This window comes from Stieleria marina (assembly GCA_007741555.1).
Classification (GTDB): Bacteria; Planctomycetota; Planctomycetia; order Pirellulales; family Pirellulaceae; genus K23-9.
On sequence record CP036526.1, the window covers coordinates 5190034 to 5212165 of the forward strand.

The following is a 22132-nucleotide window of genomic DNA, read 5'->3' on the forward strand; positions in this document are numbered from 1 at the left end:
GGCAAGGTTGGCCTAGGTCCGTCGTTGACCGTAGCTAAGCTGCAAACGCGGCTGAGCTACCGGCGACGCGTTAGTTGGCAACTTCTAGCCGGTTGTCGATTTGCAATCCATCGGACATCGGTCGCACCGCCTCTTGTGCGACCTGCTTGAGATAAAAGGAGCTAACGCGTCCGCTCAAGATTATTTGCTGTCCATGGACGACGACCTGCACGCCAACCAGCCCTTGATTTCCAGTTTGCTTCACCAGCGATTTGATCGCAAGAGCCGTTTCGCAGGCAGCTGCGTTGCTTTCGCAGTGCTTCGTTCGGTTCCTGCTGGAGACGGGGGCGACACAGGGGGACGGCAACATGGGACGATCCTTGATTGATTGAACAACGAACGGAGATCAGCTCGATTGTTTTTAAGCGAACACCGTGCCGAAGCAATCCGTGTGATCGATTTCACAAAATAATGGCCCGGCGATTCATCATCGAACCTTCCTGGTACCCAAATTGCTAGAGAGAAGCTACGCGGTAATGAAAAGCAAATTCGTCGAGCATCACCATGCAGTCTCAGACCAATCCGATACGTCAAAACGGGCTTGCTCACCTTCTGATCGAAGCATCGCCTGTCGCCGTTGTATTGACCAGTCCAACGGGAAGCATCGAAACGATTAACCAAATCACGACCGAGTGGTTCGGGTACGACGAGAGCGAATTATTAAATCAACCCTTCGAATCGTTATTTGCGCCCAATCCAAGTCGTGACGGCACGACACAATCGGCGCGCTGGTTGTCACGAATGGGCGAAACGAACCAAACACCCGACCGAAAGTCGCTCGGCCTTCGCAAAGACGGCTCTACGTTTCCGATTCGAATGACACTTCGTCCACTTACCACGGTGGCTGGCGAGATGATCCTGGTGAATATGGTCGACGACACGATCGCGGAGATTCGGGATCCGCAGTGGATTGCCAGTGAGCGAATGGCAGCCGTGTTGGAAATGGTCTCTGGACTTGCCCACGAAAGCCGAAATGCGTTGCAGCGAGCTCAATCGTGCTTGGACCTCTTAGAATTGGAGCTCTCCGAAAAAGCCGACTTGTTGCATTTGACCGACCGAATTCGACATTCCCTGACCGACCTGCATCAAAACTACGAAGAGGTCCAGAATTATGCCGCCCCCATCACGCTCAACCGTGCCACCGTAGAACTTTCGCAACTGATCCAAGTGGCATTTGGCGAACTGTGTGAGCAGATGGATGCACCGCACCCGGCTCTTATCATCCACTGCGACAGACGCTGCGAACAAGTCTGGGTGGACGCCGATCGCATGAAGCAGGTGTTGCGGCAAATCCTCCAAAACGCCATGCATGCCAACTTGGCCAACGCACCGATTCGCGTGAACTGTTGGGTAGAGGCCGATACAATCAAAATGTCAATTCGTGATCTTGGCACGGGACTGAGCCAAGAAGCCGAGCAACGCATGTTCGAGCCATTCTTTACAACGAAACAGAAGGGCACAGGCCTGGGACTCGCGGTTTGCCGCCGAATCGTCGAAGCCCACCGTGGCACCATTACTGCTGCGAACCACCCCGAAAAAGGGGTCGAAGTTCGCATCTGCATCCCGCTTCAAGTTCAACGGCAAGGCAGCTCGCGTCCGACCCAGGAGTGAAGCCGTCGATAGAATATTGAGGCATCGCTGCCCAACGGCAGCGAAGGTCTCTGCTCACTCTATCTAGACGCACCTGTTAGTTCTGGCTGACTTGACGGCCATTTTCACCTGTCGCTTTCGCGAATTCGGTAAACTCGGTCGTCGTGCTCCGACTTGTCGGACCGCAAAAACAGTAAGCTGGTCGTCGCTCCGTTGCTGTTTAGAGCACTGACTCTGATCGCTAAGAGCATCAGCCGACTGCCAATGCTATTTTTGCGATGGAATCGTTTCTTGTGAATAACGATCGATGCATTTGCGCGGCGCCCACCGTCGACCCGAAAATACACATGAAACAAACGCCAATCAAACTCCTGCTAGTCGACGACGATGAAGATTCGCGTCGATCGTCGGCGAAATGGATGACACGCAAAGGTCACGACGTGATCGACGTCTCCAATGCGGCCGAAGCGTTGACCTTGCTGCAGCGACAAACATTCGACGTCGGCGTTTTCGACATGAACATGCCTGGAATGTCGGGGATGGAGTTGCTGCAGCGGATTTATCAAGAAAAGATTGATATCGAAGTCATCATGTTGACCGGCCAGGGAACGGTCGAAACGGCGGTGTCGGCGATGAAACTAGGAGCGCGCGATTTCATCAGCAAACCGTGCGCTCTCGGCGACTTGGAACATCACTGTTTTCTGGCCCGCGAACGCCACCAGCTTCGCAAAGAAAACAAACAGCTCAAAGCCGTCCTGTCTCGCACTCAACCGGCGGCAAAGCTGATCGGCGAATCAAAGTCGCTGCGAGGCGTCGCAAAAATGATCGACAAAGTCGCCCCGACGACCAAGCCGGTTCTTATTCAGGGCGAAAGTGGGACCGGCAAAGAAGTCGTCGCCAAAGCCATCCAACAAGCCAGCCGTGTCGCCGACAAACCCTTTGTCACCGTGAACTGCGCGGCGTTGCCCGAAAACCTAGTCGAAAGCGAACTGTTTGGGCATCAAAAAGGGGCGTTCACCGGGGCGACCGCAGAGAAACCGGGACTCTTCGAGATTGCCGATGGTGGAACCCTGTTTATCGACGAAATCGGCGAACTGCCGTTAGCATTGCAACCCAAATTGCTGCGCGTTTTAGAAGACGGTTCGCTTCGACGCGTTGGCTGTCATCGCGAACGCAAAGTCAAAGTGAGAATCATCGCCGCAACCAATCGTGATTTGCAAACAGAAGTTGACTCGGGCAACTTTCGTGAAGACCTGTTCTACCGAATCAATGTTCTGTCGATCGCGCTACCGCCGCTTCGCGAACGCGAAGGCGACGTGGACCGGCTGATCGAACATTTCCTGCCAAAGTCGTACCACATGGACCCGGCTGCTCGCGAAGTTTTGAACAGCTATCCGTGGCCAGGCAACATCCGTCAATTGATTAACGTCATCGAAAGAGCGACGATTTTGGCGGAAAACTCAGACATCACCCTGGATGATTTGCCAGCCGAAATTGCGGACTACGGGCTGACTGCAAAGCCAGCCAATCCTGACGCCGCCACCCCAGACGCCTCAAACGATGCAACTGTATCCAACGTCCCGGCGTCGCGGACGGACCAAATGCTGGGGGACAGTAATTTTAGGTTGGACCAAATTACCCGCGTGCATGTGCTGGCGGTTTTGGAGAAAGAGAAAGGCAACAAGGCGAGTGCTTCGCGCAAGCTGGGAATCCACCGCCGCAAGCTTTACCGACTGCTAGATCGATTCAACGGGAGCGAACAAACCGCGACCGATGATCAAGGGTCTCATTGCGAATCAGCCTTGGACTGATCGCGTGGCACGACGTCCAGCTAATCGCGTTGCACGACCTCCAGCAACATTGTACAGCTACATCAGCGAACCCTCATTCGTCAGCGATCAATGACTGCAATTCGTTGCTGATGCGTTAGCGCTCTCTGTCTGCTGCCACCAACCGTCAGTGCGCAGGTTTTTGGTCCGCAGGGGCACAGCGGCGCGCTCCCAGGAGCGCAAATGACAAGAAAAAACAAGGGCACAGCATTTGCCTTTGCATGCTCTATCAGTCACCACCGGTACCCCCATGGAGCAAAGTCATGTCAGGTCAATTAGCTGTCAACTATCTAGGACTGAATCTAACGTCTCCGGTGGTGGTCGGTGCCTGTCCCTTAACGCTTCAGCCAGAAACCGTACGTCAGCTCGCCAGCGCGGGAGCAGGGGCAATCGTGCTGCCGTCGATTCTGCAAGAGCAACTAGTGCATCGTCAAATACAGGTCACTAACCCATTGGCCGGAGTCGCAGAGAGTGGCTATCAACCGCAACAAGACAAGTACAACGGTGGCGTGACCAACTACTTGACGACGATCAAATCACTGAAAGAAACCTGTGCTCTCCCCATTATCGCCAGCCTGAATGGTGCATCGGCAGGTGACTGGCTGGACTATGCAAACGAGATCGAAGACGCCGGCGCCGACGCGTTGGAATTTAACCTTCAGCCCTCGATCTTCGATCCCAACGACGCATCCGACGCAATCGAAGAACGTCTGTGCGACATGATTCGGCAAGTCGTCCAGCGAGTAACGATTCCCGTCGCAGTAAAAGTCAGCCAGCGTTTCACCAACCTTGCCTCGATGACCCGGCAATTGAAGGCGTCGGGGGCTCAAGGAGTCGTCTTGTTCACGCATCTTCCGCATTGGGACATCGGTACCGACCGTAAGGTGTGGACGATTCGATGGGAGCTTTCACCACTGGATTCCTTGGGGCTGATCTTAGAAGGCATCGTCCGTCTGCGATCAGGACAATTTGTTCTTTCGATCGCAGCCAGCGGCGGTGTTGCGACTGCCGAAGACGCAGTTAAGGCGATTATCGCCGGCGCAGACGTCGTAATGGTGACGTCAGCGGTCTACCGCAAAGGCCCCGATGCGGTTCGTAAAATGGTCGACGGAATTGAACGACATCTAGAAATGAATGAATTCGAATCGTTGAGTGACTTCAAGGAGTCCTGTCCCGTTGTCGAACTTGGTTCGGAACACATGATGAGGTTGGAATATGTCGATCCACTCACCCGGAGCGACACCTACTTTGACCCGACCCCCGTGACGACCGACGAGATGGGGGACGTCTACGGACACCGAAAGTAGATCCACGCAAGGACATGCTTAAGCTGGGTCATGGTTGAACACGACCATGACTGGCTGGCTGTGACCCTATCGATCCTTCTCCAGCGATTTCTTTGCCAGAGATCGCTGGATGAATCTGCCCGATCACTTTGTCGACATCTGTTGTCGCATTGCCGTCACGACCTGATGGATGATTGCTTTCTCTTTCTTTGAAACGCTGCCAATACCAAGCGAGCCACCCGACGCCTTGGCAACAGCAGTCATCTGCTTCTCGGCAAGTTCAATCAATCGCTTTTGAGCGACGATGGACATCTTTGCAAAAATCTCGTGAGTGTAGCGTTTCCATGCATCCACTCCCAATCCGGGCGGCCGTTTCGTCAACCACTGATCCAACACGATCCACGCGGTCGTGCCTTCGGCAATCCCCAGTTGATCGGCAGCGGCCATCACCGTGTTTCGCTCGCTGTCATCCGTGTCATCTTCAGCCCACGACACCAACGCAAGTGGAAACAATCGCAACGCAACAACTCCGTCGGCGGGAATGCCCAGCCGCCCCAGTTCATCAAGCAATTTGACATCCTGGATTCCAGTGCTCCGCAGCAACTCGGCTCGCCCCTCATCGCTGCTGGCCTCCACATGAAGACGACGCAAGATCTGGTCTTCGAGCTGCGAAAAAAAATGCTGCGTCTGTGACGCTCGCTGATCACTTTTTGTATTGTCCATGTTCGTCATAGCCAATTGGTAAGCCTGCAGAGGAAAGATCGACGTCAGAACTGGAGTTGCAAACCGTGCGCCGTCGGCCCACGTCGCTCAGAAGCCGACGGCAGCCTGGCCCGAACTGTCCCACCGATGCACGCCTGTGCGATGTGGCGCAGTTTCCGAGTCAAAGCTACCGCATTTCGTTGAGTTTTTTGATTGGCATCCAGTATGCAACTGATTGTAGCGACACCAACAGGAAACCATTATGAAAAAGATTCTGCTTGCCACCGACGGTTCAGATCCGGCCCAACAAGCTGCCGAATTCCTGGCTCGACTCCCACACGACGAGCCGTTGGAATTGACCGTGGTAACCGCCATCTACATCCCTGGTTTGGAAAAAACAATTCAGGTTGGTGACTGGGTCGCAAAGTACTTGGAACAAGAGCGGCAAAATGCCGACGAAGCGTACGCCATCGTCCAAGACATCTTTTCGGGTGCCGACGTCCAACTGAATCAAATCGTCCGACAAGGTCCGCCCGGTGAGACCATTGTCTCGGTGGCAAAAGAAATCCAGCCCGAACTGCTGGTCATCGGTGCGACCGGTAACTCGGCAGTCGCTCGAGTGTTGCTAGGAAGCACCAGCGATTACGTCGCAACGCATGCTCCCTGCAGCGTTCTAGTCGCGCGGCCTTCTCAGGGTTTGAGAGGCGAAAGAGCGCTCCGTGTTTTGATTGGCTACGAGGGTACGGGACCGTCCCAGGCAGCCGTGGAGGAATTTGCCGAATTCGATTGGGGCACCGAGCCAGACATTCGATTGGTCGACGTCAAATTCCTGCCGGATTTCTACGACGTTCCCGATCAACCACCCGAGGATCTGTCTGTCGAACAAGCCGTCGAACAACTTCGATCCGTAGCCCCCAACGCGATTGGTTCCGTGGTTGTCGGGGCACACCCTGGCGAAGCTCTCGTGAATTTTGCGGAAACGCACGAAACCGATTTGATCGTCGTCGGAGAAACCCCACGAACTCGGCTGGGTCGAATTTTGATGGGAAGCATGACCCGCTTTATTCTGCGTCACGCCCCCAGCAGCGTTTGGATTACACGCAATCGAATGATCCATGGATGGGAAAAGGAAAACGCGACCACCAAGACCGCTTCCTAACTATTTTCAATCACTAGCTTACGGCAAATGTCATGAAACGATTTAAACGCATTCTCGTGTACGCCGGAACCGAGCAGCCTGAACAAGCCGTTGCGAAGGCCTCTGAACTGGCACTCGAAAACAAAGCGTCGCTGACGTTGATGGATGTGGTCAAATCGATCCCCAAGGCGCTTGGCATGATGACGGACGTCGCAAAGCCCGAAAAGTTGGAGAGATTAGTCGCGGCCGACCGTCGGCGCCGACTTTTGGAACTTGCCAGCGAAATCTCGGACACCGGCTTGGAACTCGATGTCGTCGTCGCCATCGGAGATCCAGCAACCGAAATCACACGCCAAGTACTGCACGAAGACCACGATTTGGTTGTGAAAACCGCCGACGGATTCGCCCCCAACGGACGCATGTTCGGGAGCGTGGCAAAATCGCTCATGAGAATCTGCCCCTGCCCAGTTTGGCTGTTAAAGCCCGAAATCCACGGTGCATTTGATCGCGTCCTTGCGGCAATCGACGTGGACTCCGACGACACCAAACACAACAGTCTGAATCTAAAAATCTTAGAACTCGCGTATTCAATCGCACAACGAGACAACGCGCAACTGCACGTCGTGTCCGCTTGGCAAATTTGGATGGAAGATTCGATGCGTCGTCATTCCGGCGACGACGTCATTGATTCAGTCCGCAAGAACCACGAAGCGAAAGTACACCGAGCTCTCGACGAACTGATGCAGGCACCCTATTCGCACGCCGACAACATTCAACTGCACTTGCACCATGGTGCACCGGCTGCAGTTCTTCGCAGTGTGGCCGACGAAATCGAAGCCGACTTGATGGTGATGGGAACGGTCTGCCGCACCGGTGTCGCTGGTTTTTTAATTGGCAACACCGCCGAATCAGTCATTTCCGAATTGACGTGTTCGCTGCTGACGCTCAAACCAGACAAATTTGTCTCGCCCGTCGAAATGGCCAGCCGTTTAATTTCCGAAGAAGACGAACCGCTCCCCCTCGTATGAGAAATGCCATGAAACGATTTATCGCTTGCCTGCTATCCTGCGCCGTCCTTTCGCTTTCGATCTCAATGGTGTCCCAAGCTGATCCGCCTGAAAAATCAGTCAACGAATCGCAGTCAAATAAACTGACGCCGCTGATGCGAATGAAACTGGATAAGTCCAAATCGATCCTGGAAGGCCTGACGCTGGAAGATTTTGACAAAATCAAATCAGGCGCACGCGCCCTACGATTACTCAGCACGGAATTGGGATGGAATGTCATCCAGACGCCTGAGTACGCCGCCCAGAGTCGCGACTTCCAACGTGCGACCGACTTGATTGCGGCGGCGGCTGAGGATAAAGACATTCATCGGGCAACGATGGGCTACGTCGCACTGACAGTACGCTGCGTGGAATGCCACTCGTACATGCGAAAACACCGCATTGATCTGACGCGTCTTGACGGAATCCAAAACCCAAAACAACCGCACGGCGACCGCTTGGTTGATCGTCTTCTGCCAAAAGCAGGTGCGACGCCAGCCCCTTCGGCGACACAATGAGACCATATTATGGCTTCGCAAGTTCCTGATTCCGTCAACATCAACGGCTTGATCGACGCACTTCAAAAAGTCGACGCCTATCCTGACAAGATTGAAACGGAAATCGAAGTACGGGAGACTCACATCTCGGTCGTCTTCCTTGCTGGCGAATTCGCGTACAAGGTCAAGAAGCCGATCAAGACAGAGTTCCTGGACTACAGCACATTGGAGCTTCGCAAACAACACTGCGAAGAAGAGTTACGACTGGATCGCCGCTACGCTGCCGACATGTACGTTGGCGTGGTCCCCATTGTCTTGGCTGACAACCGCCTCCGAATCGGCTCCGAGGCCGACCGGGATGGAAACGCCCAGACGGTCGATTATGCGGTCAAAATGCGGCGATTTCCTCAAGACTGCTTGCTAAGCGAACGGGTTCAAGCAGGCCACCTGACGACGGATGAAGTTCACGAATTAGCAACCACGATTGCGACGTTTCACCAAAACGCAGCCCGATGCCAACCAAGTTTAGCGTTACAGTGGCCGGAGTACTTGGTAAGCAATCTGGGCCAGATCATCAGCGGACTTCGGCACAAGGTCGACCTCGAAACGGCCGCCACTTTGCGGGCTCTGCAAACCTGGGCCGATGAATTTTTTCGGGATCACTTGCACGTCCTCGTCGACCGCGTCGATCAAGGTTTCGTGCGTGAATGTCACGGTGATCTGCATTTGCAAAACGTTGTCCTCTGGGATGGTCGCCTAGTCCCCTTTGACGGTATCGAATTCAATGAACGTTTGCGTTGGATCGATGTACTCTGTGACGCCGCGTTCCTGCAAATGGATCTTGCCTCCCAAGGACACCTCGATCTGTCTCGGTCCTACATCAACGCGTATCTGGAACAGACTGGCGATTATGAATCAATCCCCGTACTACGATGTTTTTTAATCTACCGGTCGCTTGTCCGCGCATTGGTATCGACGATACGATCCGCGCAAAGCCAACTAAGTTCCAGTCAGAGTGATGCGGCAGTCTTGGATGCTCGCCAACATATCAGCTTGGCGTTTCAGTACACGCAGAGCAGCGCACCCCAGCTGTGGATCACGCACGGCGTAAGTGGCAGTGGAAAATCGTATTTCAGCGAACGCGTCGTGCAGCAGCACCAAGCATTTCGTATTCGTAGCGATATCGAACGCAAGCGGCTCTTTGGCTTGTCACCAACGGAGCGTCCGTCAGAAGCATCGCAGGCACAGCTGTACAGCGACGATTCCAATCAAAAGACCTACGCGCGTCTGAAAGTACTCGCGGGCGGAATTTTGCGATCTGGGTACAGCGTCATTGTCGACGCAACTTTCTTGATGCATCGCGATCGCGAAAGTTTCAGAGAATTGGCGATACAGGAAGGGGTTTCATTTGCAATTCTGCACTGCCACAGCGACGACCAAACGTTACGACAAAGAGTCGCCGACCGGATGGCACATAACGACGACGCTTCCGACGCAGGACTTGAAGTCCTAGAACACCAACTCGCGACCCACCAACCACTCACCGACGCAGAACGTCGGTTTGTCGTGGACGTCCCCGACCTAGTGCATGTCGCACAAGAACTCTGAGCAATCCAATCGCGGCAAGTGAATCGCAGGGTCCCTCCGACATCATGCCAGTGTGATGGACGGGTCCAAATACACGTCTTGGATGCGATGGAGCAACTCGACTCCTTCGGCCATCGGTCGCTGAAAGGCTTTCCGTCCAGAGATAAGGCCTGTGCCGCCGGCGCGCTTGTTGATTACTGCCGTTTTTACAGCCTCGGCCAAATCGGATGCTCCCGACGAAGCGCCACCCGAATTGATTAGTCCAACGCGGCCCATGTAGCAGTTCGCAACTTGATAGCGGCACAGGTCAATGGGATGATCCGACGTCAATTTCTCGTAAACCAACGGCGAAGTTTTCCCAAATTCGATCGCATTGAAGCCGCCATTTCCGACGGGCAATTTCTGCTTGATGATGTCTGCTTGAATCGTCACGCCGAGGTGGTTTGCCTGTCCGGTCAAATCGGCTGATGCGTGATAGTCCTTGTCCTTTTTGAAAGCGGAATTTCGCAAGTAACACCACAATACCGTCGCCATCCCCAATTCGTGAGCTCGCTCAAACGCGGCGGCGACTTCGACGATCTGGCGGCGAGATTGCTCTGACCCAAAATATATCGTCGCCCCCACCGCAGCGGCCCCCATATCGAACGCACGCTGCACACTTCCAAAAAGAATCTGATCGTAGGAGTTTGGATAACTCAGCAATTCATTGTGGTTGATCTTCACCAGAAACGGGATCCGGTGTGCGTACTTTCGCGATACAGCTCCTAGCACTCCAAACGTTGACGCGACGGCATTGCATCCGCCTTCCATTGCCAAACGCACGATGTTCTCAGGATCAAAGTAGTCGGGATTGGGAGCAAACGAAGCGCCCGCTGAATGCTCAATTCCTTGATCGACAGGTAGGATCGATACGTACCCGGTTCCAGCCAAGCGACCGTGCCCAAACAGTCGTGCCAGATTGTTGATGACACGTTGATTGCGATCACTGCCGCAAACGACTCGTTCTAAGTAATCAGGGCCTGGAACATGCAAACGTTTGCGATCAATGGTTTTGCATTCGTGCTGCAACAATTCAGCTGCTGCGGTTCCAAGTAGTTCGGAGATCGTTTCGTTCATTGGTTTGCTCACACGTCGGAAAAACGTCAGAAAGACTCGCCAATGGAAACTGCAACTAACGGTCCAATTACAAATGCAGTTCAAATCACTCGCAACCGTGCGTCGATGCACGAATACGCTATCGCAGGGGTCAAATAGTCTCATCAGATGGCACATGCACAAACCCTACGTTGCATTGATTCGCAAATTTCCAGCAAACACTACCTTGATTGTGTCGGCATTTCTTTCATCCATCACGGCATGGGGTTTGCCGTACAGTTTGCCACTATCAAATGGTCGGAATTTCGCTTCCATCCCTCACTTCGTTACGGAGAACTACAAATGCGCTGGATCATCCTTACTACTGCTTTCTTTGCTGCCATCCCCGTCTTGGTCGCACAAGTGCCAGCAGTCGATCGCGTTGACAAAATCGAAGAAACCGCTGTGGACGAACGCCCGCTCGACTTTTGGATGCAAAAGAAGCTCGACTACTCGTCCGGCATTCTGAAGGGCCTTGCGCTAAGTGATTTCAAACTGATTGAAACCAGCGCTCAACAAATGCGAGTGCTAAACAAGGTCGAAGGGTTTGCGAGAAGTCGCAACAAGAACTATCGCCTTCACTTACGTTCGTTCGAGCGCGTGACCGACGAAGTCATTCGACATGCAAAGAACCAAAACGTTGACGGTGTCGCACTGGCATACAATCACCTCACAGTCAGCTGTATTCGCTGCCATCAATCGCTGCGAAAACCGGATGTAACGCTCGATTTATCGCCGAATGCCAGGCCGGTGACGGCACCCGATGCAATCGACCAGACCAAGCCTCGCTAAGTAGCCTGAGCATTCGATCGCCACATTGCCATTCCTTCTGTCGTGACTGGCGTGAGCATCACCACACAAGGAATAGCGAATGAAACCGCTGCCTTTTCATTATGATCTTGGACGCATCCGAGGGATCAGTCCGCCGACCTGCTGGGCGTACGTCCTGTATTCGGAAAAGCGCGCAAACATCGACGCTTCTTCTTCACGTTTCTTGCCAATCAAAACCAGTAGCAAACCAAACCACAGCAACACTCTCCACCAAACTAGCGGGACGATGAGCAACGCTGCGGTAAACCAAAGCAACCCTAAGTACATCGGATGACGAACGATCCCGTAGGGTCCGCAGCGAACCAACTGCGTGTGCTCCGTCGTATTTGGCTGGACGCGTAACCGCCGAATTCCGATCGTGAACCAAGACCAAAAAGCGAACGCGATTCCAGGGATCGAAAGCAATGCCACACCGGTTGGGAACGGCAACCACTCGGTTGACATGACCAACGCCGCTGACAAAACAAACTGAGCAGTGATCAGAAACCGGTGATACATCGAACTCAATTTATTCTTAAGTAGTCACGTTGAGGGCGAATCACGTTTTGAAGGCAGCAGGTCTGTTTTCAGCGGAATGGCGCAAACCATCCGGCCTTTGACGCACCGGACGGCTGGCGCCGTTCCGCTAAGCGTTGCCCCGGTTTCGCAAAGTGATTTGCCCTGCGGCAGGCAGGATCATAGCGTGATCTCATAGGCCGCTGTCGCTGTCAAACCACTAGACGAGATTTCCTGAGCTGTTCAGCGGCCTCGTGCTTTGCATTGGCACGCTCTTCCTTGTCGCGAATGATCAACACACTACAGTTTGCGTGACGCAGAACGTATCGCGATGTGCTGCCCAAAAACAGACGCGTCAGCAAACCACTGTCACTATCGCCCGTGACAATCATGTCGCACCCGTGTGTCTCAGCGTATTCGATCAGTGCCTCGCCAACATGATCGCTTTCGACCAGATGAGTTTCTGTATTCAAATCCATTGATTGAAGCTGAGTTTCCAAGTCCAAGATTTGCTGTTGAGCTTCCTGGACATACTGAGCCCACGATTCGGTGGCTTTCTGCCGAATGTCTTGTTCGTAAAAAGTGATCAATGGCAAAACACGAACCAAGTGAACTTCGACGCTTGGTCGCAGATGCATTTGCTTTAGCCAATCGACCATCCGCTGATCCTCGGGACTGCCCGACAACGCAAGCACGATTTTGTCTAGCGAGGGTGGCACGTCTGAATCTCGCTCTGGACGAACCACCAGGGTTGTCACATCACTATGAGTCGCCACGTAATCCGAAGTACTCCCCAATAGCACGCGATCAAGAGCCGTGTGCCCAACGGCTCCCAGCACAATCAAATCGCTATCCGTTTCATCAGCAAGACGAATCAATTCACTTGCCGGCGGACCGACCGGGACTTGCGTGTGGACCGCTTGCAACGAACTCCCTCGAGCGCCGTCGCGAAAATGGGTGGCCACCTTGTCAACGCGTGCCTGAGTTGCCCGTCTTTCTTCATCGATGAACGTACTCAGGTCCATGGGCAAACTACCAATCCACACATTCGCCATCGCGGGAGGAGCAATTGCCGCGACGATGGTTAAATCCAGAGGCTTGCGAAATGGCAACGCCAACAAATACTCCTCCGCGGCATGGCTGTGTGGCGAAGCGTCATTGGCCAATAAAACTCGCATGGTAGTTTTCCGTTTTTCTGGTGCTGAAAGAGCGACTAGTCGCAATGTTGTTGGTGCAAAACCAGTGCCAAGCAATCATTTGATTCTACGGAAAGCATTCCAAATCAAATCGTGCTAGTTCGCACGAGTACCAAGCCACTAAAGCACGCCAGTCCGTCACGCCAGACGGATTCGGCATCACATCCCGCAGGCCGTGCAATCATCCACGCGCCGTCCCCGCCACCTCTTAGCTGGCTAGCAGGCTGCTAAGTGCCATGCCCACGAAATATGCCAGACTTGCGGCCGCCCCACCGACCAGCAGTGTTTCCAAACCTGACCAGGACCAATGCTGTTGGACAAACTTTGACTTCGCTGCTCCGACGGCAAAAAAGGCGATCGCTGTCAACAACGCACTCCACCAGTAAGGGTCAAAATCGGCATTGACGGTGACGGTCTGCCAGACAAACGACAGCAGCGGTATCAGCCCCACGATCAAGAACGCAACCATGGTGGCCGTGGCTGCTCGTATCGGAGAACGCACCGTCAAACTGAGGCCCATCTCGTCCGTCAACATCGTATTGATCCACCTGTCTTTGTCGGCAGAAATGATCTCGACGGCGCGCTCCAACTCGGCTCCTTCAAATCCTTTTGCCGCAAAGATTTGCCGTACTTCTTCCCGCTCGCCTTCGGGATAGGCGTCAATTTCGTCTGATTCGCGGTCTCTGGCTTTGGCGTGCAACTGGCTTTCGGTACGTGTTCCCAAATAGTTGCTCGCCGCCATACTGAATCCATCGCCAATCAGATTTGCAAACCCCAGAATGATCACCACGTTCGATGACAATCCCGCCCCCGCGACGCCAGACACGACGGCAAACGTTGTTACGGTTCCGTCGATCGCGCCATAAACAAAATCCGGCAGATAGCTAACTTGTTTATCCTTCTCCAGCCGCAGTTGCACTCGTTGCGGTGAATGGTCTTCGGCAAGTGCTTTAGGGTCCAAACTCATTCGTGTTTCGTATTTCAAAAAGGAGAGGGCGTCGTGTCATCTCGATTGGCCGGCGTTTGCATATCCATCTAATAGACGGTTGCACGGATCTCATCGATGACCGCTTGTTCTGCTTTGCTGACCTTTCGGTGAATCAGACCCGAGCGCGAAGCATCCGCGATCTTCATGGCACTGTAGACAATCGAATCACCCAGAATCACGCCGAGCTGCGGATTGACGTGCGTCTTGACGGCCGTTGCATACTCCAGCCAGAGATTCCACAAAGAGTTTGGCGGTCGGTGATGGAGCCAGTTTTCGAGCAATGCAAACGCACGAGGTTGCTCCTTGATGCCGCGGTGCAGCGCTTCGCTCAAGAGCAGCTGACGTTCTTTGACCGTTACCGTGCCGTCCGCCCAAGCGACAAAAAGCAGAGGCACCAGCGAAAACGCTGCCATCGTCGAAGCGTCCAAACCGGCATCCAGCAAATGATCAAGCAGTTCGTCGTCCTTAAAAATCGTTGCCGCCGCCAGACGCTCGCGATCTTTGTCACGTTTCAGCTTGCGACGTAGATCTTCGCCTAGCTTTTCATCAACTCGGCGAAAAAACTCGTCCTCTAACGCCATGCCCCGTCGGTGCAGCGAATCTTGATCAGACATCTGTATTGCCGGTGATGAGAAGGAAGAAATGTGTCGCGATTTGTCCCTGACACAGTCCTGCAAGCAGCGTTCCGTTAACGCACCGCTGCGAACTTGAGCCCATCTGCACAATTGGCCAGCCAAGCGTGCGATATCGGCCACCGCTGCGTGCCACGACGAATCAGAGCAGATGATCGAACCGTCCGCGTGCCAGGTGTCTGTCGCCTCGTTTGCACACGAAGTCTAACGATCGCAAACGGTCACGAGTTGCCCGCAAACCGCGGCCTTTACGAACTTTTTGGTTTATTCAGTAACATCCGGCTCGACCGCTCGCTTGGTTTTTCAGTGAGTCAACCAACTGCCAATCCAACGCCGCGAGCCAAACCATGTCACAGTCAATCAAAACAACCAACGCATCAGACAAACGCACGTCCCGCCGCCGAGTGAACCGTTCCCTGCGGATCCAGAACTTGGCTGCCCGTCAACTGATGGCCGCGGACATCGAACTGATTGGCGACACATTGCAGATCAACGGCGACGACCTGGACGATCAAATCACGGTACGCTACGTCAACTTGCCGATGAAGAATGTGAATCCAAACCTCAGTCCGGTGATTCAATTTCAACAGAGCCAACGGTTGCAAGTACGGGTTTCTGATTCGACCAAGAACATGGTCCAGGTCCGGCACTTTCTGCCCTCTGAAGTCGACGACCTTGTAATCAATACCGGCAACGGTGCCAACTTCGTCGACAACCAGACTGATTTGGAATCGCGTATTGTGGGCGGCGACGGACCGGACCGCTTGTATGGTGGATCGGTCAACGACCGCATTTTCGGCGGTGACAGCCGAGACTATCTGTTCGGTCGTGACGGCGATGACCAAATCAACGGCCAAGACGGTGCGGACTACTTGTACGGCGGACGTGGCGACGATCTTCTTCGCGGCGGCAATCAGCGAGACCGACTATACGGTCACAGGGGCGACGACCGGCTCATTGGTGGCAATCATTTGGACTACCTCTACGGCGGTGATGACAACGATGCCTTGATTGGTGGCAACGGGCCCGATCAACTTCACTCGGGCACCGGCGACGATCGCTTTTTGATCGGAGTAGGTGACAACGATACCGTCTTGGATATAAACGCCGTCGATGATGTCCGAATTAATTTCCAGGACACGTTCGTCAGCACCGACGTCAATCTGGCCAGCAATATAGGCACGGTCACCGCTGCACCTGCGACCTGGAACGATACTGATCTCGAGAGCGTTGACAGATCACTGGAAATGCTGTTCGACGCAACCGACAACAATCGCCTGCTGCAAAAACATGACGGATCAGAACTGGACTTCGTCCGCTACTCCACTCTCTCCGACTCCAGCGGTGCCCTAAACACCAGCGTGCTCGGCTGGAACGGCGGCGACGGCATCATCATCCTAGACAATGCCACCTGGCAAGCGAGCAGGCTCTACCAAACGGTGATTCATGAAGTCGGACACAACTTTGATACTACCGAAGAGAACGCATTCGTCGATGAGTTTCTGGATGTAGGAACCTGGACTTACCGCAAATGGTATCAACGCGAATCGGCACTGATCGCCAACGGCTACGTCCAAGCTGTCGACACCAACTATGATCGCTGGTTCTTCAAAGCCGACTCAGCAGACAAATTTGCCAGAGAGTATGGAACGATGAATCCAAAAGAAGATTTTGCCACCTCGATCGCAGCCAAAATCATGACCGACAATGGCTGGCGTTACAACAGCGAAAGCCCGAGCGAAGTACGCACTCGTATGTCGGCACGCTTTGACGTTCTGGACGACTTCTTTGCATCGCTAAGCTAATTTGCTTCAATTCGCGACAGAGTTCGCCAAGCAAATCAGACAATCGAGATTGCAGGCCAGATTCCGTTGTCCACGGTCTCTGGCCTGATTCTCGTTAGTGCGGTCCAGCGGAACGCGTCTGTCAATCATGGGCCGCCGTTAGCGTCGGCCGACGGTGTACAACAATCCGTCTTCACCAGCGACGACGATGCTTTGATCTTTTGTGACCGTGACGGCATACAAAGCTCGATCGGCGATCCGCTGTCGATACTCCAATTCGTAATCGTCGGTACTCCAGATTCGCAATTGAAAATCATCTCCGACCGCACACAGCCATTGCCCATCGGAACTAAAGTCGACCGCATAAACAGGCTCTTTGCGTTTCGATACAAGTGCTTTGATCTCCGCTTGATTTGCGATCGACCACACTCGCACTGTCCCGTCTTGGCTAGACGAGGCAAGCCATTTTCCGTCAGCCGAATATTTGCAGCGGTAAACGTCACTGGTGTGCCCACGCAAGACGGTGAAGTCACCCGACGCGACATTCCAAATCCGGATGGTCTTGTCGCCGCTGCTGGTCGCTAGCTGTGTGCCATCGGGCGAAAACGTGACTCCGTAGACTTGCCGGTCGTGCCCAGAAAACTCGCGAATCAACTTCATGTCCGGCACGCTGAACAATCGGCAAACACAATCCCCAGGGTCGCTTCCTGTTTTGCCGCCGACACTAGCTAACTGCTTGCCGTCAGGCGAAAAAGCAACGCTGTAAACAGCATCCTGATGCGCCGCGCTCGATGCAATCCGTTTGCCGCTAGTGGCGTTCCATAGCAACACCTGTCCGTCACCGGTCGCGCCGGCGACCAATTGCCCGTCCGCTGTGATGTCGGCCGCATAAAACGTCGAATCATGCTTGAAGTCTTGTAGTACTTTGCCTTGATTGACATCCCAGATCACGACTTGGTTGTCACCGGCGGCGGTGACCCGTCGGGAACCATCACCCGAGAAAGCCACCGTGTAGACATACTCGTCGTGCCCGGGCAACTCCGTCGGTTGGTCCGTCCAACGCTGAGACGTGATTTGCCCGGCCAACTGCCCGCTGGCTGCATTGGCTCCAGCGACAATCGCACACAGCACAACTGTCAATAGAACGGTCCGTCGCAATTCGATTGCGACGGACATCCCACGTGAGTTCACTAATCGAAACATCCAATTCGGTCGACTTGTCACTGGACCTACTGACCACTGGACGTGATCGGACGGATACGGACATAGACCTGAGTCCCTGCCGGTGGCGCCTTGGACATGTCAAACCGAACGACAGGTTTGGGATCGTAGATCGGAAAGCGGTTGTCGGCAATAATGCCGCCGGGACAATCACATGGGCAAGCAATGCAGCCGGTTCCGGATTGGTGGATCGCGCCACTGCCATGAAAAACAAAGTGAGGCGTCCACGGCTTCACGATCGTTTTTTCGTTGACGGTGACCTGTTCGGTGGCGAAGTGCTGGTAGGCTTTTTCGACCCATTTTCCGGACGCGTCTTTCCAAAAGACTGACAGGACGACCGGGTCGCCTTGCAGATAGTCGGCCTCAGTTGTTTCGTTGTCCAATCCGCTGCGTTTTCGTCCGTCCAAAATGCTGTAATGAACACGTGGTCGACACCCCAGTGTGATCAAGCCATCGAAAACTTTTTCGGTATCCACGTCAACTAGAAAAACAAAGTATCCGGCCATCTTTGCGTCGCCGCCAGCTGCCGTCGCACAGCCTGCAAACGCTTGAATACGCTGACCAAATTCATTGATGCAAGGTTTACCTTCAGGAAACTGCACTTTGGCCGACAACACTAACTCACGCTTCTTTTTGTCAATCGTCACGTTGCCGGATTCAGGCAATTTGGTTTCGTCAAACGACTCGCCACGCACAGCCAACGGCGACGCAACCAACATTGCAATCGCAAGGGCGGAGGACAAAGCTGCGGTTGGCAGCGGATTGATACGAAAATGACTTTTCATCTTAAAGTTAGCCGAGTGAGGTTTAAGTAGAGATGGTCGTTGGCGACAGAGAGATTCGGCATGCGAACGGTGCCGCCACGAAGGAAGGACCCACCAATTGGAACTTCCCGGCAACTCGTTTTCAAGGTGTGAAGTCACGCCATGCGCATCCACCACGTCGTGACCGACAAAGTGGTTTTTCTAGTCCGCCGGAAAACAGCGAGGTGACGTTCTGAGTAAGTGATCGAATCGGACCGTGAAGGCTCCTAAGTAGCCGCAGCAAATCCTTGGGCCCAAAACGGATCATGCTGCCGGAAGTCTCTCTTCACGCTCTTGTTGCCGAACCAGGCTAAGCTACAACGGAGGTAGAAGCGATTCGATTACGAGTCAACGAGCACGATTCACCATCCACACTTGCTCTGGGAGAGTCTGGCTCTCAGGTCCGAAGAGCACCGAAAAAGTTCTGCAATGTCAAACCAAACCATCGAAACGAATTGCTGCATCGTCGGTGGTGGTCCCGCTGGGATGATGCTCGGGCTGCTGCTGGCTCGCGCCGGTGTCGATGTTACCGTTTTGGAAAAACACGGCGATTTTCTGCGTGACTTTCGTGGCGACACGATCCATCCTTCGACGACCGAGATCCTGAGCGACCTGGGAATGCTGGATGACTTTCTGGCTCTCAACCCGCAACGATTGCCAACGCTGTCCGTGGAATTCAATGGGCAAGAATTCGTCGGCCCCGACTTCACGGCGCTTTCGACCAAGTGCCCATTCATCGCGATGATCCCGCAGTGGGATTTTTTAAGCTTGTTGGAATCACACGCGTCACGGCATCCTAACTTTCGATTGCGAATGAACACGGAGGTCGTCGGTTTGACGCAGTCGTCGGAGCGAGTCTCCGGCGTGGTCACCAAGACCGATCATGGTGAATTGAAAGTAAACGCTTCGTTGATCATTGCAGCTGACGGGCGGCGTTCGATCGTTCGCGAAGCTTCGCAATTGCCAATGCGCGAATTCGGTGTACCGATCGATGTGCTTTGGTTCCGGATTGGCAGGCCCGAATCAAACACGGCCCATCTACTCGGTCACATCCGGAACGACAATATGATGGTCACGATCGATCGCGGGCAGTACATCCAAGCTGGCGTTTTGATCCCCAAAGGAAACTTTGATGCGATCCGCGACCAAGGGCTAGATGCGTTTCGCGAGCGAATCGTTGGCATCGTTCCTGATTTGCGATCTCAAGTTCATTCGATTGAAAGTTGGGATCAGATCAAGCTACTCACAGTGCAGATCAATCGTCTGGACAAGTGGCATCGCCCAGGTTTGCTGTGTATCGGCGACGCTGCCCACGCGATGTCTCCCGCTGGCGGAGTTGGCATCAATTTGGCGATTCAGGATGCGGTTGCCACTGCCAATCTGTTGTCCGCAAAACTTGTCGCCGGGAATGTCCAAAACGACGACTTGCAAGCCGTCCAACGGCGCCGAATGTGGCCAACTAAAGTCACCCAGCGCATGCAGGTCGTCGCTCACCGATATCTCGTGGGTGGTCGTCCGCGATTTGGACTGGAAAAGGTTTTCCGACTCCTACTCTGGCTCGGTCGTCCCATCATCCCTGGACTTGCTGCACGCATGATCGGTATCGGCATCCGCTCGGAGCGAGTAACACGAAACGACTGAGAATGCTCTCTCTCATGCGTGGTGTCTGTTCTCTGGATCAGAAAGCACTAGGCCGAATCTCTTTTTGACGACAAAGGGTTCGTTCGCCTTTAGCGGAATGGCGCAAGCCATCTGGTCCCTGACGCACCGGACAGCTCGCACCGTCCCGCTGACAGTTGGCTCCGATTCAAAAAGTAACTTTGCCCGAGGAAAGCCCCCCCATCTTTCTGACCACCCGGACAGGTTGCTTGGCCGCTGATCGGCCGGTGCCAATCTCATACAAGCGACACAATCGATTAGGCCGCCCAGAGACAATTGTCCTGCTGCGAATTGGTGTACGCCCGTTGTCGATACATGAGGCAAGCTTTGGCATTGCGAGCGCCATACCGTTTCTCAGGGCGCACCAATGTGCAAGACAGGAACCTCTATGACACCTCAGCTATCTACCAAAATGTCCGGCAACAATACCATCGTTCTTCCCGAATCGATGCAAGATTTGGAATCAGGCATCGCTGCCCCAACCGACGATTCGTGTTTGGCGACTTCCGACGCAACTCCGGACGACGCGTTGCCAAAACAGCCGGTCAAGATCACTACCAGAGTCTTGCATGTCGTCAACGGCGAGCACTTCTCGGGTGCGGAACGGGTGCAATCGCACCTTGGTCGCTGCTTGCCGCGATTTGGCGTCGCAGCGGACTTTGCATGCGTCAAACCAGGCAGCTTTTCCGAAATGGTTCACGCCAACAAGGGACAGTGGGGACGTTGCTTCGATACGGAGATGACCAAGCGATTTGATCTTCGCCCGGTCCTACAACTGAAGAAATTAGTTCAAACCGAAAACTACGATCTTCTTCACGCGCATACTCCTCGCACCGCCATGATCACATCGGTGGCATCACGCATGCTGGGTATCCCGTGGGTCTATCACGTTCACAGTCCCACCGCTCGTGATTCGGCACGACCGCTGGCAAATCAGATTAATGCCTGGACCGAGAAACTGTCGCTGTCGAATTGCTCGCACTTGATCACGGTCTCGCATAGTCTGCGCGACGATTGCATTCACAATGGCTTTGCTGAACACAAAGTCACAGTCGTTCACAACGGAGTTCCCGAAATACGTCCGGCCCGTACCGCCACCCCACAACCCAATGGTGAATGGGTGATCGGGATGATCGCGTTGATGCGTCCGCGAAAAGGCTTGGACGTTGCGCTGGACGCGATCGCAGAACTGAAAGACCTAAATGTCAAACTGCGGATCATTGGTCCGTTTGAAACCAGCGGCTACGAATCGATCGTTAACGAACAGATCCAACGCCTAGGTATTCAGGACCGTATCGAGCGAGTCGGATTTGTCGACGATGTGCCTGCGGAGTTGTCAAAGCTGGATGCCATGGTATTGCCAAGCCTCTTCGGCGAAGGACTCCCGATGGTTGTGTTGGAATCCATGGCTGCGGCCGTTCCGGTCATCGCCACGCGTGTTGAAGGAACTCCCGAAGCGATCACCGACGGCGTCGAAGGTCTGCTGGCAGAACCGAATGATGCGGGCAGTCTCTCTTTGAGAATCCGAGAACTTGCGACAGGCAAGTACGATTGGACAACCCTGTCCGAAGCAGCGTTTCGCCGACACGCAGCGGAGTTTAGCGACACCGCGATGGCCAGCGGAACTGCCAAAGTCTACGACAAACTTCTTTCTGACAAACGCTAGTTAGCTGCC

21 protein-coding genes are annotated in these 22132 nt (G+C 54.0%); 11 read left to right on the forward strand and 10 right to left on the reverse strand.

From position 1 onward, the window contains the following. Window positions 1–70: 70 nt before the first annotated feature. Window positions 71–349 carry a BON domain-containing protein gene (locus K239x_RS18300; protein ID WP_145419648.1) on the reverse strand — a complete coding sequence of 93 codons (279 nt, stop codon included), beginning with the start codon at window positions 347–349 and terminating at the stop codon, window positions 71–73. A 194-nt stretch (window positions 350–543) separates the two neighbouring features. Here K239x_RS18300 and K239x_RS18305 point away from each other — a divergent pair, with 194 nt between their 5' ends. The 3 genes from K239x_RS18305 (at window position 544) to K239x_RS18315 (ending at window position 4765) form a co-directional block, all read left to right on the forward strand. Next, window positions 544–1650, forward strand: a complete 1107-nt coding sequence (locus tag K239x_RS18305) for a sensor histidine kinase (protein WP_145419649.1) — start codon at window positions 544–546, stop codon at window positions 1648–1650. 326 nt (window positions 1651–1976) lie between these two features. Then, window positions 1977–3440 (forward strand): sigma-54-dependent transcriptional regulator, encoded by a 1464-nt coding sequence (locus tag K239x_RS18310; protein ID WP_145419650.1) that lies wholly within the window; start codon window positions 1977–1979, stop codon window positions 3438–3440. Window positions 3441–3721: 281 nt separating this feature from the next. Further along, complete coding sequence (locus K239x_RS18315) at window positions 3722–4765, forward strand: dihydroorotate dehydrogenase-like protein (RefSeq protein WP_145419651.1); 1044 nt, start codon at window positions 3722–3724, stop codon at window positions 4763–4765. Between the two features lie 123 nt (window positions 4766–4888). Here the strand turns inward: K239x_RS18315 and K239x_RS18320 are convergent, their stop codons facing one another. Next, complete coding sequence (locus K239x_RS18320; RefSeq protein WP_419189131.1) at window positions 4889–5467, reverse strand: hypothetical protein; 579 nt, start codon at window positions 5465–5467, stop codon at window positions 4889–4891. A gap of 241 nt (window positions 5468–5708) precedes the next feature. On the opposite strand from K239x_RS18320, the gene K239x_RS18325 reads away from it, so the two are divergent. From K239x_RS18325 to K239x_RS18340, 4 genes are read left to right on the forward strand one after another with little or no spacing between them, the layout of a single operon-like run. Beyond that, window positions 5709–6605 carry a universal stress protein gene (locus K239x_RS18325; RefSeq protein ID WP_145419653.1) on the forward strand — a complete coding sequence of 299 codons (897 nt, stop codon included), beginning with the start codon at window positions 5709–5711 and terminating at the stop codon, window positions 6603–6605. A gap of 32 nt (window positions 6606–6637) precedes the next feature. Then, on the forward strand, window positions 6638–7612 hold the full coding sequence (locus K239x_RS18330) for a universal stress protein (protein WP_145419654.1): 975 nt from the start codon (window positions 6638–6640) through the stop codon (window positions 7610–7612). Between the two features lie 8 nt (window positions 7613–7620). Beyond that, complete coding sequence (locus tag K239x_RS18335) at window positions 7621–8148, forward strand: hypothetical protein (RefSeq protein WP_419189132.1); 528 nt, start codon at window positions 7621–7623, stop codon at window positions 8146–8148. A 9-nt stretch (window positions 8149–8157) separates the two neighbouring features. Continuing rightward, the gene (locus K239x_RS18340; protein ID WP_145419655.1) at window positions 8158–9735 is read left to right on the forward strand and encodes a bifunctional aminoglycoside phosphotransferase/ATP-binding protein; all 1578 of its coding nucleotides are present in this window, start codon (window positions 8158–8160) and stop codon (window positions 9733–9735) included. A gap of 42 nt (window positions 9736–9777) precedes the next feature. On the opposite strand, the gene K239x_RS18345 is transcribed toward K239x_RS18340, so the two are convergent. Both K239x_RS18345 and K239x_RS28800 read right to left on the reverse strand, forming a co-directional pair. Continuing rightward, window positions 9778–10830 carry a class I fructose-bisphosphate aldolase gene (locus K239x_RS18345; protein ID WP_145419656.1) on the reverse strand — a complete coding sequence of 351 codons (1053 nt, stop codon included), beginning with the start codon at window positions 10828–10830 and terminating at the stop codon, window positions 9778–9780. Window positions 10831–10995: 165 nt separating this feature from the next. Beyond that, a complete protein-coding gene (locus K239x_RS28800) occupies window positions 10996–11124 on the reverse strand; it encodes a hypothetical protein (protein WP_419189133.1) in 129 nt (42 codons plus the stop codon). Between the two features lie 27 nt (window positions 11125–11151). On the opposite strand from K239x_RS28800, the gene K239x_RS18350 reads away from it, so the two are divergent. Next, window positions 11152–11640, forward strand: a complete 489-nt coding sequence (locus K239x_RS18350; protein ID WP_419189134.1) for a hypothetical protein — start codon at window positions 11152–11154, stop codon at window positions 11638–11640. A 99-nt stretch (window positions 11641–11739) separates the two neighbouring features. Here the strand turns inward: K239x_RS18350 and K239x_RS18355 are convergent, their stop codons facing one another. The 4 genes from K239x_RS18355 to K239x_RS18370 all read right to left on the reverse strand — a co-directional run bounded on the left by K239x_RS18355 (window position 11740) and on the right by K239x_RS18370 (window position 14972). Further along, window positions 11740–12177: a methyltransferase family protein gene (locus K239x_RS18355; protein WP_145419657.1), complete on the reverse strand. Its 438-nt coding sequence runs from the start codon at window positions 12175–12177 to the stop codon at window positions 11740–11742. Between the two features lie 209 nt (window positions 12178–12386). Next, a complete protein-coding gene (locus K239x_RS18360; protein ID WP_145419658.1) occupies window positions 12387–13352 on the reverse strand; it encodes a universal stress protein in 966 nt (321 codons plus the stop codon). Window positions 13353–13578: 226 nt separating this feature from the next. Next, window positions 13579–14337, reverse strand: coding sequence for a VIT1/CCC1 transporter family protein (locus K239x_RS18365; protein ID WP_145419659.1), 759 nt, complete (start codon window positions 14335–14337; stop codon window positions 13579–13581). Window positions 14338–14405: 68 nt separating this feature from the next. Beyond that, window positions 14406–14972: a hypothetical protein gene (locus K239x_RS18370; RefSeq protein ID WP_145419660.1), complete on the reverse strand. Its 567-nt coding sequence runs from the start codon at window positions 14970–14972 to the stop codon at window positions 14406–14408. A 365-nt stretch (window positions 14973–15337) separates the two neighbouring features. Here K239x_RS18370 and K239x_RS18375 point away from each other — a divergent pair, with 365 nt between their 5' ends. Continuing rightward, complete coding sequence (locus K239x_RS18375) at window positions 15338–16795, forward strand: calcium-binding protein (RefSeq protein ID WP_145419661.1); 1458 nt, start codon at window positions 15338–15340, stop codon at window positions 16793–16795. Between the two features lie 138 nt (window positions 16796–16933). Here K239x_RS18375 and K239x_RS18380 read toward each other — a convergent pair whose 3' ends face one another. Together K239x_RS18380 and K239x_RS18385 are read right to left on the reverse strand one after the other, a co-directional pair. After that, complete coding sequence (locus tag K239x_RS18380) at window positions 16934–17950, reverse strand: WD40 repeat domain-containing protein (protein ID WP_419189135.1); 1017 nt, start codon at window positions 17948–17950, stop codon at window positions 16934–16936. Between the two features lie 53 nt (window positions 17951–18003). Continuing rightward, window positions 18004–18780 carry a YdjY domain-containing protein gene (locus K239x_RS18385; protein WP_145419663.1) on the reverse strand — a complete coding sequence of 259 codons (777 nt, stop codon included), beginning with the start codon at window positions 18778–18780 and terminating at the stop codon, window positions 18004–18006. Between the two features lie 447 nt (window positions 18781–19227). Between K239x_RS18385 and K239x_RS18390 the strand changes: the two genes are divergently transcribed. Both K239x_RS18390 and K239x_RS18395 read left to right on the forward strand, forming a co-directional pair. Next, window positions 19228–20439, forward strand: a complete 1212-nt coding sequence (locus K239x_RS18390; protein WP_145419664.1) for an FAD-dependent oxidoreductase — start codon at window positions 19228–19230, stop codon at window positions 20437–20439. 406 nt (window positions 20440–20845) lie between these two features. Further along, window positions 20846–22123: a glycosyltransferase family 4 protein gene (locus K239x_RS18395; RefSeq protein ID WP_419189136.1), complete on the forward strand. Its 1278-nt coding sequence runs from the start codon at window positions 20846–20848 to the stop codon at window positions 22121–22123. Window positions 22124–22132: the final 9 nt, after the last annotated feature.